The organism is Levilactobacillus sp. FUA 3915 (genome assembly GCF_044053135.1).
In the GTDB taxonomy this organism is placed as follows: Bacteria; Bacillota; Bacilli; order Lactobacillales; family Lactobacillaceae; genus Levilactobacillus; species Levilactobacillus lanxiensis.
On record NZ_CP168704.1, the window covers coordinates 2,669,649 to 2,684,090 of the forward strand.

General features: G+C 52.9%; 9 protein-coding genes. All 9 read left to right on the forward strand.

The genetic code is table 11. From position 1 onward, the window contains the following. Positions 1-3: 3 nt before the first annotated feature. Positions 4-1,161: an MFS transporter gene (locus tag ACEPST_RS12375; RefSeq protein WP_204121617.1), complete on the forward strand. Its 1,158-nt coding sequence runs from the start codon at positions 4-6 to the stop codon at positions 1,159-1,161. 104 nt (positions 1,162-1,265) lie between these two features. After that, positions 1,266-2,231: an aldo/keto reductase family protein gene (locus ACEPST_RS12380; protein WP_204121618.1), complete on the forward strand. Its 966-nt coding sequence runs from the start codon at positions 1,266-1,268 to the stop codon at positions 2,229-2,231. A gap of 476 nt (positions 2,232-2,707) precedes the next feature. Further along, positions 2,708-3,637, forward strand: a complete 930-nt coding sequence (glyQ, locus tag ACEPST_RS12385) for a glycine--tRNA ligase subunit alpha (protein WP_125762738.1) — start codon at positions 2,708-2,710, stop codon at positions 3,635-3,637. After that, positions 3,637-5,712, forward strand: a complete 2,076-nt coding sequence (glyS, locus tag ACEPST_RS12390; RefSeq protein ID WP_204121619.1) for a glycine--tRNA ligase subunit beta — start codon at positions 3,637-3,639, stop codon at positions 5,710-5,712. The genes glyQ and glyS overlap by 1 nt, the downstream gene beginning before the upstream one ends. A 388-nt stretch (positions 5,713-6,100) precedes the next feature. Next, the gene (locus tag ACEPST_RS12395; protein ID WP_204121620.1) at positions 6,101-6,694 is read left to right on the forward strand and encodes an SdpI family protein; all 594 of its coding nucleotides are present in this window, start codon (positions 6,101-6,103) and stop codon (positions 6,692-6,694) included. Between the two features lie 212 nt (positions 6,695-6,906). After that, positions 6,907-8,754 (forward strand): DNA primase, encoded by a 1,848-nt coding sequence (gene dnaG / locus ACEPST_RS12400; protein ID WP_204121621.1) that lies wholly within the window; start codon positions 6,907-6,909, stop codon positions 8,752-8,754. A 10-nt stretch (positions 8,755-8,764) separates the two neighbouring features. Then, positions 8,765-9,895, forward strand: a complete 1,131-nt coding sequence (rpoD, locus tag ACEPST_RS12405; protein WP_373306110.1) for an RNA polymerase sigma factor RpoD — start codon at positions 8,765-8,767, stop codon at positions 9,893-9,895. Positions 9,896-10,296: 401 nt separating this feature from the next. Next, complete coding sequence (locus ACEPST_RS12410) at positions 10,297-10,818, forward strand: RrF2 family transcriptional regulator (RefSeq protein WP_204121622.1); 522 nt, start codon at positions 10,297-10,299, stop codon at positions 10,816-10,818. A 340-nt stretch (positions 10,819-11,158) separates the two neighbouring features. Continuing rightward, the gene (locus ACEPST_RS12415; protein ID WP_395391015.1) at positions 11,159-14,428 is read left to right on the forward strand and encodes an MMPL family transporter; all 3,270 of its coding nucleotides are present in this window, start codon (positions 11,159-11,161) and stop codon (positions 14,426-14,428) included. Positions 14,429-14,442 lie beyond the last annotated feature (14 nt).

Below are 14,442 nucleotides of genomic sequence, written 5' to 3' on the forward strand. Positions count from 1 at the left end.
CGTGTGAAAACACGCTTATACACGAAGGATGTTAAATTAGTTTTAGCCGCTAGCTTCTTCTTTTTGATGAGTCCCATGCTGGTCAATCCCATTATCGCGGGCTTCTCAAGTAATGTAGGGGCTAACAGTGTTTTGGCCGGAATCGTTGCCGGGATGATGAACCTGACATCGCTGATTCTCCGGCCGTTGGCAGGGAATCTGACCGACCGTTTTTCTAAGTATCGCTTAAGCTCAATCGGCGCCGGATTTATTTTGGTTGCCTGCATTGGGTACGGGGTTTCTACGGCGGTGCCGCTGATCATGCTGTGGCGGGTCGTCAACGGGATTGGCTACACGCTATGTTCCGTTTGCATGGCGACCTGGATGGCCAGCCTGTTACCAGCCGACCGCATCGGCGCGGGGATGGGTATCTACGGGATTGCAAATGCCTTGGGCATGGCGATTGGCCCCGCCGTGAGTGTGTTTTTGTACCATCACTTTGGGTACCGCAGTGTTTTCTGGGTGGCGACAGGCTTCATTATTCTGTTGCTCCTGACGATTCAGTTTGTTGGGGATAAGAGTGTGCCCCATCCCGATTACCGCAAAAGCAAGGGTCAGCACGAAAAGTTACGGCTGGTTCAACCCAAAGTCGTGCCGGTGGCGGCCATTCTCTTGTTGTTCTCGCTACCATACTTTGCCACGCAAACGTACATCGTGAGTTACGTCTTTCACCGGGGCTTTGCCATTCCGGCGGGGGCCTTTTTCCCCGTCTACGCGTTAGTCCTGTTGGCGATGCGGCTGATCCTGCGGGATGCCTTTGACCGGGTGCCATTTAAAAAATTCTTCTGGATCTGCCTGGGGTGCAACCTGATCGGCATCGTGGGGCTGACCGATATGGACAACTGGGCCATGCTGATTGTTGGCGCCGTTGGTTTAGCTGCCGGCTATGGGCTGATGTTTTCTATTTGCCAGGCCAAGTCACTGACGCTGGTCCCCAAGGCCGACCGGGGTTTGGCCAACAGTACGTTTTACATCGGGATTGACCTAGGGATGACGCTGGGCCCGATGTTGGCGGGGGTTATCACGACCTTCCTGCCATGGATCTGGTTCTATCCGGTCATGGCCATTACGCTGCCCGCCATTGTCGGGGTTTATTGGGAAAATCGGCGTGGCCTGGCTTAATCGCTAACAAATCAATGGGCCAGTTGCCGTAGTCGTGGTAAACTAACTTCATATTGAATTTTAATCAAATTCTTATTATTTTAACATAAAGGGAGTTCTTACATATGAAGTATCGGCAATTAGGCAAATCAGGCTTACGCGTCAGTGAATTAGCCTTGGGAAGCTGGCTCACGGATGTCAGTGATGCCGCCAAACAGGACCTGGCCGCCCAGAGCATCAAACTGGCCTATGAAAGTGGCATCAACTATTTCGACTGCGCGGATGTGTATAGTCGCGGGGCCGCTGAACGTTTCTTGGGCAAGGCCCTCCAACAGTTTCCCCGCAAGGAATTGGTGGTTTCCAGCAAGGTTTTCTTCCCATCGGACCGTGGCGTTAATGACCGTGGTCTCTCACGGAAACACATCACCGAGTCCATTGACCAGTCGCTGACCAATCTCCAGACGGATTACTTGGACCTGTATTTCTGCCACCGCTTCGACTCCCAGACGCCGTTAGCGGAAACCCTGACGACTCTGAGTGGCCTGGTTGATCAAGGTAAAATCCTCTATTATGGGGTCAGCGAATGGACGCCGGTACAAATTTTAAAGGCAGAGCTGATCATTCAAAAACGGGGGTTACACCCAATCACCGTGGTCCAACCAGAGTACAACATGTTTGACCGCTACATTGAACATGAACTATTGGATCTGTGCGGCGAACTTGGGTTGGGCGTCGTCCCATTCTCACCATTGGCGCAGGGCCTATTGACTGGGAAATACCGTCAGGGCCAGCCCACACCGGCCGGGTCTCGCGGCACGTTCCAACCAGACCTTCAGGCCCAACTAGTGCCAGAAAACTTGGCGAAGGTGGCAGAGCTCGCCAAGATGGCCGCAGAATTGGATACGGACCTGGCAACCTTTGCGTTGGCCTGGGATAAACGGGATGCGCGTATCTCCAGTCTGATCATCGGGGCCAGCAAGCCGGCCCAGCTACAGAATAACTTAAAGGCCGTTGACTTGGAGATTCCAGCCGAGTATGAAGCTCGAATCGATAAACTATTTGGCTTTAAGAAATTTTTCCGCGAAATTTAATCGTTGTGAAGCACATTCGACCGCTCGGTTTGAGCGGGTGAATGTGCTTTTTAGGCTAAGCTTTGATGCTAGCGAAAGAAACGCACGCTGATTAGTATTCGATGGCAATAGGATACTTATGCGCCCCCGCACGAGGCGATTGTGTGCCGCCAACACGGATTAACACCGTTTCCCCTAAATCCATTGACAACCCCACCCCAGACGACTATCATAAAACTCAGTTAAATAAGTCGATTATGATGAATGAAAAACGCAGTGGTTGTTCTCAGCGAGTCCGGGGTAGTGTTAGCCGGATAACGGGTGCTGTGGGTTGGCACATTCGGAGTCGTTTCCAAGTAAGCTGCTAGTCAGTCTGTGACTAGAAGTAGGGTGGAACCGCGAAAATTTTTTCGTCCCTACGTGAATTTGCCTCGGTGAATTCTCGTGGGGATTTTTTTGCGCTTATTTGTTTGAAATTTAAGGAGGAAACAGCACCCATGACAGAAAAACTGTCCATGCAAGCAATCATTTTAAAGTTACAACAGTACTGGTCCGCACAGGGCTGCATGCTGATGCAAGCTTACGATACTGAAAAAGGGGCCGGGACCATGAGTCCTTACACCTTCTTACGGGCGATCGGACCAGAACCTTGGAACGCCGCTTACGTTGAACCTTCACGCCGTCCAGCCGATGGTCGTTACGGGGAAAACCCTAACCGGTTATACCAACATCACCAGTTCCAAGTGATCATGAAGCCTTCACCCGATAACATTCAGGAACTTTACCTGAACAGTTTGAAGGAACTCGGCATCAACCCCCTCGAACATGATATCCGGTTCGTTGAAGACAACTGGGAAAACCCATCCATGGGTTGTGCCGGTGTTGGTTGGGAAGTTTGGTTGGACGGGATGGAAATCACCCAGTTCACCTACTTCCAAGTTGTTGGGGGGATGGAAGTTGATCCCGTCACATCCGAAGTGACCTATGGGTTGGAACGATTAGCTTCCTACGTCCAAGACGTCAACTCCGTCTTCGACCTGGAATGGGCCGATGGCGTGAAGTACGGGGACATCTTCAAGGAACCTGAATACGAACACTCCAAGTACAGTTTCGAAGAAAGTAACCAAGACATGTTGCTCCGCCACTTCGACGAATACGAAGACGAAGCCAAGAAGCAAATCGCCAATGGCCTGGTGCACCCAGCTTACGATTACATCCTGAAGTGTAGCCATACCTTTAACCTGCTCGATGCGCGGGGCGCCGTTTCCGTTACCGAACGGGCCGGCTACCTGTCTCGCATCCGGAACATGGCCCGGGCCGTGGCACGCGCCTTCGTTGCTGAACGGAAGAAGCGTGGGTTCCCATTGGTCAAGGATGAAGCCTTACGTGCAAAACTATTAGCAGACGATGAGGAGGCCAAAAAATAATGGCACACACATTTTTACTTGAAATTGGACTAGAAGAAATGCCAGCCCACGTGGTGACGCCAGCTATCAAACAACTGGTCAAGCGCACGGCTGACTATTTAAAGGAACAACGGGTAGACTACACGGACATTAAGCCATTCTCCACTCCCCGGCGCTTAGCCATCCAAATCAGTGGTTTAGCCGACAAGCAAGAAGACATCAGCGAATCCGTCAAGGGTCCCGCTAAGAAGATCGCCCAAGATGCCGATGGTAACTGGACGAAGGCCGCTATCGGGTTTACCCGTGGCCAAGGTCTGACCCCAGACGACATCACCTTTAAGGAAATCAAGGGGACCGAATACGTTTACGTCGACAAGTTTATTGCCGGCGAACCCGTTGCCGCCGTCTTGGCAGGCTTGAAGGACGTCATCACGGCGATGACCTTCCCAACCATGATGAAGTGGAGCACCCATCACTTCGAATACGTTCGGCCAATTCGGTGGATCGTGGCGCTGTTAGATGCCGATGTGATTCCGTTCAGCATCCTGGACGTCACGACCGGTCGCAACACCCGCGGTCACCGTTTCTTAGGGACCGACGTGGACGTTGCCACGGCTGCCGACTACGAAGCCGACTTAACCGCCCAATTTGTCATTGCCGATGCCGACAAGCGCAAGGCCTTGATCAAGCAACAGATTGAAAAGATTGCGGCCGACCACAGCTGGACGGTCAACATTGACGCTGGCCTGTTGGAAGAAGTCAACAACCTGGTTGAATGGCCAACGGCCTTTGAAGGCAGCTTCGACGAGAAGTACCTGACCATCCCCGAAGAAGTCCTGATCACCTCTATGCGTGACCACCAACGGTTCTTCTACGCGCGCGATGCTAGCGGCAAGCTCTTGCCTAACTTCATCTCCGTTCGTAACGGGAACGACCATGACCTCCAAAACGTGGTTGCCGGGAACGAAAAGGTTCTGACGGCCCGTTTGGAAGACGCCATGTTCTTCTACACGGAAGACCAAAAGAAGACCATCGCCGATTACGTGGAACGGCTCAAGTCCGTTAGCTTCCACGACAAGATCAGTACGATGGCCGAAAAGATGTCCCGCGTGACGGCGATTGTGAGCGTCTTGGCGAAGCATTTCGACTTAAACGATGCCCAAACCAAGGCCGCCTTACGTGCCAGCGAAATCTACAAGTTTGACCTGGTCACCGGGATGGTCGGTGAATTCGCCGAACTCCAAGGGGTCATGGGTGAGAAATACGCCTTACTGCAAGGCGAAGACCCAGCCGTTGCCCAAGCCGTTCGCGAACACTACGAACCCATCTCAGCCGATGGGGCCTTACCAGAATCCGTTCCGGGTGCTGTCTTGGCCTTGGCTGACAAGTTCGATAGCATCTTGACCTTCTTCGCTGCTGGCATGATTCCTAGCGGTTCCAATGACCCTTACGCTTTGCGGCGTCAGGCAACCGGGATCGTGCGGATTGCGCGTGACCAGAAGTGGTCCTTACCAGTCGCTGAATTAGCCAGTGACTTTATCGCTGCCGAAGACACGGCTAACGTGGCTCCTAAGCTGGACCAAGCTAGTCAAATCGACGCCATGGTGACCTTCATCAAGGACCGGATCCGCAAAATCTTGCGTTCCGCTAAGCAACGTCATGACATCATCGATGCCGTGACCGCCGGCTCCAGCAGTGACGTCCTGCAGATCTTCACGGCTGCTGACATTTTGGCCAGCCATGCCGCTGATGACAACTTCAAGGCCGTCATCGAATCCCTGACGCGGGTGATTCGTTTGGCCCAAAAAGCCCCAGCCGAATTGGCCGATGCCACGGTTGATGCCAAACTGTTTGAAAATGACAGTGAAGGTGCCCTGGACAAGGGCGTTGCCGAAGTGGCTGCCGCCGCTGGCAAGGGCTTAGATGCTCTGTACGCTAGCCTGGCTGACATCCAACCAACCATTGCCGCTTACTTTGAAGCCACGATGGTCATGGACAAGAACGATGCCGTTCGGAACAACCGGTTAACTGAACTGAGCCACTTGGCAACCTTAGCGTTGACCTTGGGTGACTTGGACCAATTGGTCGTTAAATAAATTACTGCGTTTGCGAAACGTTCGTCATCCCCAGCAATGGGGTGTGGCGGACGTTTTTTGTTTACCCTTAACTGGACTTGTCACCGTTTGTTCGGTTCCAGTCGTTACTGGTGAGTCTGGCCGGCCATGTCGACACAGTGGCCCTACACTGTAAGCAATTTAACGACTAGGAGGTGAGGCTGGTGTGCTTACCAGGAGTTAACCGTTGCTATCTGTGGGGCTGGCGGGTGGTTAACGCGGGCCTGTGCGGCGTGCACGAGCAATTGCCTGGACGCTGGCTTGCTGGTCCAGGTGGCGCGTAGGAAGTCAGTTTACTTGCATCAAGGCGTTGTCAGTTCTAAACTAGTGCTCCTGCAACTTTCAGTGAGCACGGAAATGGGATGGGAACATGCTATTACCACGATTTACCCATGGCGAGTTGAGCCGGTTTGTGTGGGGCAACTTAGGCGTCTTGGCCGTCTTGTGGGTGTTACAACTGGCCAAGATTCACTGGGTAGCGCTCTCGTTACGGACGTTGTTTATCATTAGTATCATTGCCGTGTTAATGGACTACGGGCCATTGGTCGTGAAGAAGGGAAGCAATGCCAGAACCGTCGATCACATTCGCTTGGACCTGAACGTGACCTTCAGCGTGTATGGCCTGCTGTATCTCCTGACACCCCGGGCATTTAGCCCTCAGAATCCGGCGGAGAGTCTAGCACTGCTGGGCTTTTTATTTTCCGTCGGGGCGCTGGTTCTGGCCTACGTGCCACGCAACCATTACGTGGGAATTCGGTTTCCCCAAACGTATGCCTCACCGGTCGTCTGGCGCAAGACCAACTTGTTGGGCGCACGTCTGGGCTTCGTCTGTGGCCTGGTCTTTTTCTTAACCGCTGGCCTTTTGGGGGCGGACATTGGCACTGCCGCGTTGCTTATAGGCGTGATTGGCCTGGTTATCGGCACCTGGACCTATGCCAACTGGTTGACCCAGCGGGGTAAATAGGGGCGTCGGACACCGGCAGACTTTTCACAAGCGGGGGTGGTTTTCCCGGCAAACGTGAGTCACAAGTGTTGACACCAGCTGTAATAGGAGTAGTATGTATAGTGTATTTTTACGCACGTAGGGCCAATTAAAGAGTCGCACTTGTCGGATTGCCGGGGTGCGACTTTTCAAGGCTACGGGCGCAACGGGATTCACGGTAAGGGAGTGATGGTGTGGCGAAGATACCCGAAGACGTGATTGAAACGGTGCGAACGGCGACCAACATTGCTGATGTGGTCGGCCAGTACGTCCAGCTCAAGAAGTCCGGGAAAAATCTGTTTGGTCTCTGTCCCTTTCATGAGGAACGGACGCCCTCGTTTTCCGTCTCGGAAGACAAGCAGATCTTTCACTGTTTTAGTTGTGGCCGCGGGGGCAACGTATTCAAGTTTCTGATGGAACTAGAACATGTCAGCTTTCCCGAGGCCGTCGTCAAGGTCGCTGACTTTAGTCACGTCGACCTCGACAGCGAGTACCGCCAGGACGCGGCGGGGCCCAAGATGGATTCCAAGACCAGTCAACTCATCGATCTGCAGGAACAAGCGGCCAAACTTTACCACCACATCTTGGTGAACACCGAGGCGGGTGAACCAGCGCTGAATTACCTGCATGACCGGGGTTTGACGGATGAGACCATTGAGATCTATCAACTGGGGTTTGCCCCCAGCCAACGCCTCTTAAAGCCCTTTTTTGACCAGCATGAGAGTGACTACCAACTGCTGCGTCAATCGGGTCTCTTCATTGAAAATGCCGAAGGGGAGTTACGCGACCGCTTTACGGAGCGGGCGATGTTTCCCCTGCGGAATGCCAGTGGGCACGTGGTGGCCTTCTCGGGGCGTCTGATCAAAAAGGCTGATGACCAACCGAAATACTTAAACAGCCCAGAAACGCCGCTGTTTAACAAGAGTCGGTTGTTATTCAACTTTGATCTGGCGCGTCCAGCCATTCGGCAAGCGGGGGAAGTCACCCTGTTTGAAGGCTACATGGATGTCATTTCCGCCACCCAAGCGGGGGTGAACAACGGCATCGCCTCCATGGGGACCAGCCTGACCACCGAGCAGATTTACGCAATCGAACGAACCACGGATAAGCTCAACGTGTGTTACGATGGAGATGAACCCGGTCAACGGGCCATCTCCCGGGCGTTGACACTGTTGGGACAGCACAGTCACCTGAATCTAAGCGTCATTCAGTTACCAGAGGGGCAAGACCCCGACGAGTACCGCCGGGCGCACGGTGATGAGGCCTTTCGCCAAATGCTGACGACGGCCAAGGAGCCGCCCCTGCAGTTCAATCTGCGGTTCTTACGGCGTAACCGGGCACTGGATACCGACAGCGAGCAATTGGATTATGTGAATCAGATCATGCCGCTGTTGGCCCAGGTCCAAGAACCCGTTGAGCTGGATATGTATTTAAACCAAGTCGCCAACGAGTTTCACATCGACAAGGCAGCCTTACAGGCGCAGCTCAAGCAAACGCAGCGGGATTCCGCGGCCAAGCAAGAACGTGAGCGCCCCCGGCAAGCTGCCCAAGCACAAGTCGCGCCGCCCGAGTCGCCGGTGACCGTGCATCAACAGCAACGGCCACTGACGCGACTCGAACGGGCCGAACGCCTGTTACTGGTCCGCTTGCTCCATGACCGCAATGTCTGGGCAAAGGTCAGCAACATTGACGGGTTCAGCTTTGTGCACGATGATTATCAAGTGATCTACACCTTGGCCCAAGGTTATTTCCAAACGCATCAAACCTACCGTACTGCGCAGTTCACGGACTTCTTAAAGGAAGACCGGCTGCAGCAGATCGTCATCGATTTAGAAACGGCAACTTACGCGGCGGTCACCCCGCGTGAGATTGATGACTATTTAGCAATCATTATGGATGAGGCTCCGGTCGAGGAACAACTCCGCCAGAAGAAAAATCAACTGGCGCAGGCCTCGCGACTCGGAGATGCCGAACAACAACGGCAATTAGTCATTGAGATTGTTCAACTGGAGCAACAGCGCCAAGCGAACAAGCAACTTTAGTCTAGGGGGTATTTTAATGGCAAAAAAGACCACGGATCAACCAATGTTTGACCAGAAAGCATACAACAAGACGGTGCGCGCCTTAATCAAAGACAACAAGAAACTCGGGCACATCACGTACGATGACCTGACGGATAAGGTGGCCACGCCGTACACGCTGGATGCTAAGCAGATGGATAAGTTACTTGAAACCATTTCCGATGCCGGAATCAGCGTGGTTGATGCTAAGGGTGAGCCAGATGCACGGGCCGTTAAAGCCCAAAAGGCCGTTTCCAAGAAAGAATTAAAGGAAGCCTCCACGACCACTGGGGTCAAGATCAACGACCCTGTCCGGATGTATTTGAAAGAAATCGGCCGGGTCAACCTGTTAACGGCGGACGAAGAAGTCGCCTTAGCCTTGCGGATTGAAAACGGTGAAGAAGAAGCCAAGCAAGAATTAGCCGAAGCCAACTTACGGCTGGTTGTTTCTATTGCGAAGCGGTACGTGGGTCGGGGGATGCAATTCCTGGACCTGATCCAAGAAGGAAACATGGGTCTGATGAAGGCCGTCGAGAAATTCGACTACCGGAAAGGATTCAAGTTCTCAACCTACGCCACTTGGTGGATTCGGCAAGCCATTACACGGGCCATTGCTGACCAAGCGCGGACCATTCGGATCCCCGTCCACATGGTTGAAACCATTAACAAGTTAATCCGGATTCAACGGCAATTACTCCAAGACTTAGGGCGGGAACCAACGCCTGAAGAAATTGGGGCCGAAATGGACATGCCAACGGAAAAGGTTCGTGAGATCTTGAAGATCGCGCAAGAACCCGTTTCCTTGGAAACCCCAATTGGTGAAGAGGACGACTCTCACCTGGGTGACTTCATTGAAGACCAAGACGCCACGAGTCCTGCCGACCACGCTGCCTACGAACTCTTAAAGGAACAGTTGGAAAGTGTCTTGGACACCCTGACTGACCGGGAAGAGAACGTCTTGCGGTTACGGTTTGGCTTGGACGATGGCCGGACGCGGACTTTGGAAGAAGTCGGCAAGGTCTTCGGGGTTACTCGTGAACGGATTCGTCAAATCGAAGCCAAGGCGCTGCGGAAGTTACGCCACCCATCACGAAGCAAGCAATTAAAAGACTTTTTGGAATAGAGATACCCAATCCTCACGACAACGAGACAGTTGTTGTGGGGATTTTTTCGTTTTTAGTGGAAATGACGGCCGACTTTGCTCATTAACTTCTGGCATAATCGGGGGTGTTGGGGATTGCTTCACGGGAGTTAGTGGTGGTTGTCGAGACGGACCAACTTTCTTAAAAATCGCGAACTTTTTGCCTTGAATTAGAGCGGCAAAGGACGAGATGGACTGATAGAAAAGCCGGTGGTCCAACGTTTAGCAACCATAGCGGTTCTGAAATCGTTTACATAAAGGAATAATCGTCATAGATGTCATTTATTGGGTCAAAAGTCTTGAAATTTTGCTTAAAGGGGATATAATGTATCTCGTTTAGAATTTCTGATTTCACAAACTTTTGTCTAGAAAGGAGGTGCGTTGTGAAAGCCAAACCGAGTTTGGAACAGGCCCTCTGCATTGTCGCGTTACTGGGCGTGCAGGACCGCAAGATTCCCCTACATAGTCGATTGGTAGCGGAACGACTGGGAATTTCGACCAGTTATTTGAAAAAAATCGTCCAAAAACTAGCCAGCGCCGACATCGTGAAGACGACGGCCGGCCGTGATGGTGGCATCGTGTTGACCCGCGACCCGCATGCGATTACGTTGTTAGACGTGTTCAATGCGATTGAGGGGGCGTCATCCTTCGTGAAGAATAGCGGCCTGGTCAAGAAGGTCTTTGACTTCGATCAAAAGGACGCCTTCATGCAGACCTATGGCTTAAAGGACCTCAAGGATTCGCAGCCGGTGGCCAACGTCTTAGCCGTCTTCGGCAATGCCGAGCAGCGTTTCCGCCAGCAACTGGCCACGTTAAGCATCGGGGATGTCCTGCCAACTTCAGAGAATCAACCGCTGGAATTGGACTGGACGACCTGGATCGTTAATCAGCGCCCGACAAATTAACGGCTAGATGAAATAGCAAGGTTAAATGAATGGGCACAATGATTATCGATGGAATCGTATAAAGCGGTAGGTTAATTGCCGAGTGAACAAGTTTCTGTCGAACTGAACCAATCAGAGTTGTAAGAAGTCGGTCCGACTGACAGGAAATCAATAATCAGTGTCAGTGACCAGAGGCGAATCAAGCTGGTCAGCTGTGTCGATGGTCGTGACTGGGGAACCTTCTCAGGCTGGGGCCGGTCCCCACAGCAGGCCAGATTGAATTTGCCGGCGGAAACGAAATTTATCAGCAACTATTTAATAATTATTTTTAAATTTTTTAGGAGGTTTTCCCGTGCGCTGGATGAATAAGCACTACATCTGGAACGTTATCGGCTGGCTGGTCATCGTGATCTTAGCCGTCGTCACGATTCCAAACATGAGCAAATTGGTGGCTGACAAGGGGCAAATTACCGTGCCCAGCAGTTACCAAAGTACGCGTGCCACCAACATGCAAAAGCAGTGGGGCCGCTCGCAACGTGGCACCACTGCCGTCGTGGTGGTCTTTAGCAATGGTGATTCTGCCTTAACGAATTCGCAGAATACCCAGATTGATCAGACCATTCAACGAATCAAGAACCATGAAGACCGCTATCAAATTCGGTCGATGACCGCGGCTAGTGATAGCTCAACGGCGGCGTCTCAGCTGATTTCCAAGGACAAGAGTACGCAACTTTTACAGCTGAACGTGCACAAGAGCTCGCGTCACTCCGTTTCATCAATTCGTTCACAAATCACCAAGCTGGCTAAGACCAGCGGGGTGAAGACCTACGTGACCGGGGCGGATGTCTTGAACCAAGACTTCTCCGATGCCACGCAGGCCGGGGTTCAGAAGACGGAAATCATTGCTGCCATTTTTATCTTCCTGGTGCTCTGGTTAGTCTTCCGGTCACCCGTGACGCCACTCTTCTCCCTCTTGACGGTCGGGGTTTCCGTGATCACGTCCATCTCCGTGGTCGCCAACCTGGTTGACCGGTTCAACTTCCCGTTCTCGAACTTCACGGAAGTCTTCATCGTCATCGTGTTATTTGGGATTGGGACCGACTACAACATCCTGCTATATAACGAGTTCCGAGAGCGACTCGCGAGTGGGAAGGATAAATTCACCGCGACCAAGGAAGCCATTAAGATTGGTGGTCGCACGGTGCTCTATTCCGGCTTGTCCGTCTTAATTGGGATGAGTGTGCTGGGCTTTGCCAACTTCTCACTGTACAAGTCCGCCGTCGGGATTGCCGTCGGGGTCGTGGTCTTACTGGCCGTGCTCCTGACGCTGAACCCATTCTTCATGGCTATCTGTGGCAAGCACCTATTCTGGCCCATCAAGAAGTTCCAGGGTGAGGGCGATAGCCGCCTCTGGCACGGAATGGCCAAGCACGCCATGATTCGACCGGTCATTACCTTGATTGTGACCGGAATCGTCTTCATTCCGTTAGCCCTCTCGTCTCACGGGACACTGGACTATGATAACTTGGTTGAAATCGGGGATAACGTTCCCGCCAAGCAAGGGTTCAAGATTGTTCAGAATCATTTCTCCAAAGGGACAGCCGAACCCACCACGATTTACATTCAAAGTAATCATAAATTAGACAACGAAAAATCCCTGTTACTGGTTGACCGCCTGACGAAGCAACTCCAGGCTTCGACCGGTGTCAAGACCGTGGCCTCCGTTACCCAACCCGGTGGGAAGGCCATCAAAGAGTTGTACGTCCGGAATCAAATGAGTTCGGTCACGAGCGGCTTGGTCAAGGCCCAAAAGGGTGTCAACAAGGTCAATAAAGGCCTGAAGTCGGCCAATAGCCAACTCAGCAAGCAAAATGTTTCCGGGGCCGTGAAGGATGCCAACAAGCTGGCGTCCGGTGCCCAAGAAGTTAGCACCGGGACTTCTCAACTGCAGTCAGCCATTTCTCAGGTTTCGACCGGGGTCAACTCGCTGAACAGTCAGGTGTCCTCTGCATCCGGAGGCCAACAGGCTGCTCAGTTAGCCCAATTGGAAGCCGCTTTGCCACAGTTGAACGCGGCCATTCAACAATTGAACACCCAAGTGTCCGCTAGTTCTACCAGCACCAGTGGTGTGACGAGTTCCCTGTCCACCATCGGCACGAAGACGCAAGACATTGCCACGCAACTTCAGAACATCAAGAGTTCTGTTGGCAATTTGCCAAGCGTCAGTGCCAGTTCCGTCGCCGCAGCTTTCAGCGCGCAGGGGGTACCCTTGTCTGCCGCTCAGAAGCAGGTCTTAGCCGGCGTCTTACAAAAGCAAACCGCTGCACAAACGCAGTTGAAATCCTCACTGAGCAGCTCACTGACCCAAATCGGCAGTGACGCCTCAGCCATCGGCTCGGCCGACCAGAGTGTCGCCGGTCAATTACAATCGTTGCAAGGCTCCACGGCCACGCTGCAAAGTGCCGTGGCCACCTTGGCACAAAAGTCTAACGTGGTCTTACCGGGTGCCGCGACCGCCTTACAATCGGCCAGCGCCCAGAGCACGCAGTTAGCTAGCGCCACGAGCCAATTGTCCAGCGCCATGTTTACCATCAACGGCAAGATGCCAAGTTTGGTTTCCGGGGCCAGTCAAGTGGCGGCCGGCAACCAGACCATGGCGGAGAAGTTAGCTGCGATGAGTAAGCAACTGACCGCCTTACGCAAGGGCCTGACCTCCGCTAGCACCGGGTTGACGCAGGTCTCCAGCGGGGTCGGTACGGCCAACGTTTACCTGAAGGGCCTGCAAAAGTCCGCGGCTGCCGAAACGTTCTACATCCCCAACAAGCAGTTGCACGGGAGCACGTTTAAGGATTCGCTGGACACCTACATGGCGCCGAACAAGAAGATCACGAAGCTGACGGTCGTGTTGGATGACGACCCAAGTTCCGCCGCTGCCATGGCCCGCTTACCACAATTGGAAAAGGTCGTGACCGGTTCGTTGAAGGGAACCAGCCTGAGTGGCGCCAAGGTTGCCTTTGGTGGGAACACTTCGCAGACCAACGATATCAACGAAATGGCTTCCAGTGACTTTACGCGGACGGTCATTATCATGTTAGCCGGCATCTTTGTCGCACTGATGGTGGTTACCCGTTCACTGGTTCAACCGATCGTTATCGAAGGGATCTTACTGCTGGCCTATTCTGGGTCCTTAACCATTGTTCACTGGTTAGTAGATCCCGTGCTGGGGACCGACATGTTGACGTGGAACACACCATTCTTCACGTTTGTCATGCTAATTTCCTTAGGGGTCGACTACTCGATCTTCCTGATGCGGAAGTACCGGGAATACCTGCACGAGCCGGGCGCAACCAGCGACAAGATGCTGCGTGCTGCCACGGTGATTGGGACGGTCGTCATTTCCGCCGGGGTCATCCTGAGTGGGACGTTTGCCGCCTTGATTCCTTCCGGGGTCATGACGCTGATTCAAATTGCCTTGGCCGTGATTATCGGGATCATCCTGCTGGTCATCCTATTACCAATCGTGATGCCAGCCGTGATGAAGATCACGTACCCGTACCCCTACTCGAAAATGAGTGAGGCACCGGTAAATGACGAAGACAACGCGCAACCAACGCGTCGGAATCAGAAGTAACTTAAAGCTTTAAC

Excerpts from the sequence above, each read along its gene's own strand:
- ACEPST_RS12380 (WP_204121618.1), top strand. The coding sequence starts at position 1,266 with ATGAAGTATCGGCAATTAGGCAAATCAGGCTTACGCGTCAGTGAATTA.
- glyQ (WP_125762738.1), top strand. The coding sequence starts at position 2,708 with ATGACAGAAAAACTGTCCATGCAAGCAATCATTTTAAAGTTACAACAG.
- glyS (WP_204121619.1), top strand. The coding sequence starts at position 3,637 with ATGGCACACACATTTTTACTTGAAATTGGACTAGAAGAAATGCCAGCC.
- ACEPST_RS12395 (WP_204121620.1), top strand. The coding sequence starts at position 6,101 with ATGCTATTACCACGATTTACCCATGGCGAGTTGAGCCGGTTTGTGTGG.
- ACEPST_RS12415 (WP_395391015.1), top strand. The coding sequence starts at position 11,159 with ATGAATAAGCACTACATCTGGAACGTTATCGGCTGGCTGGTCATCGTG.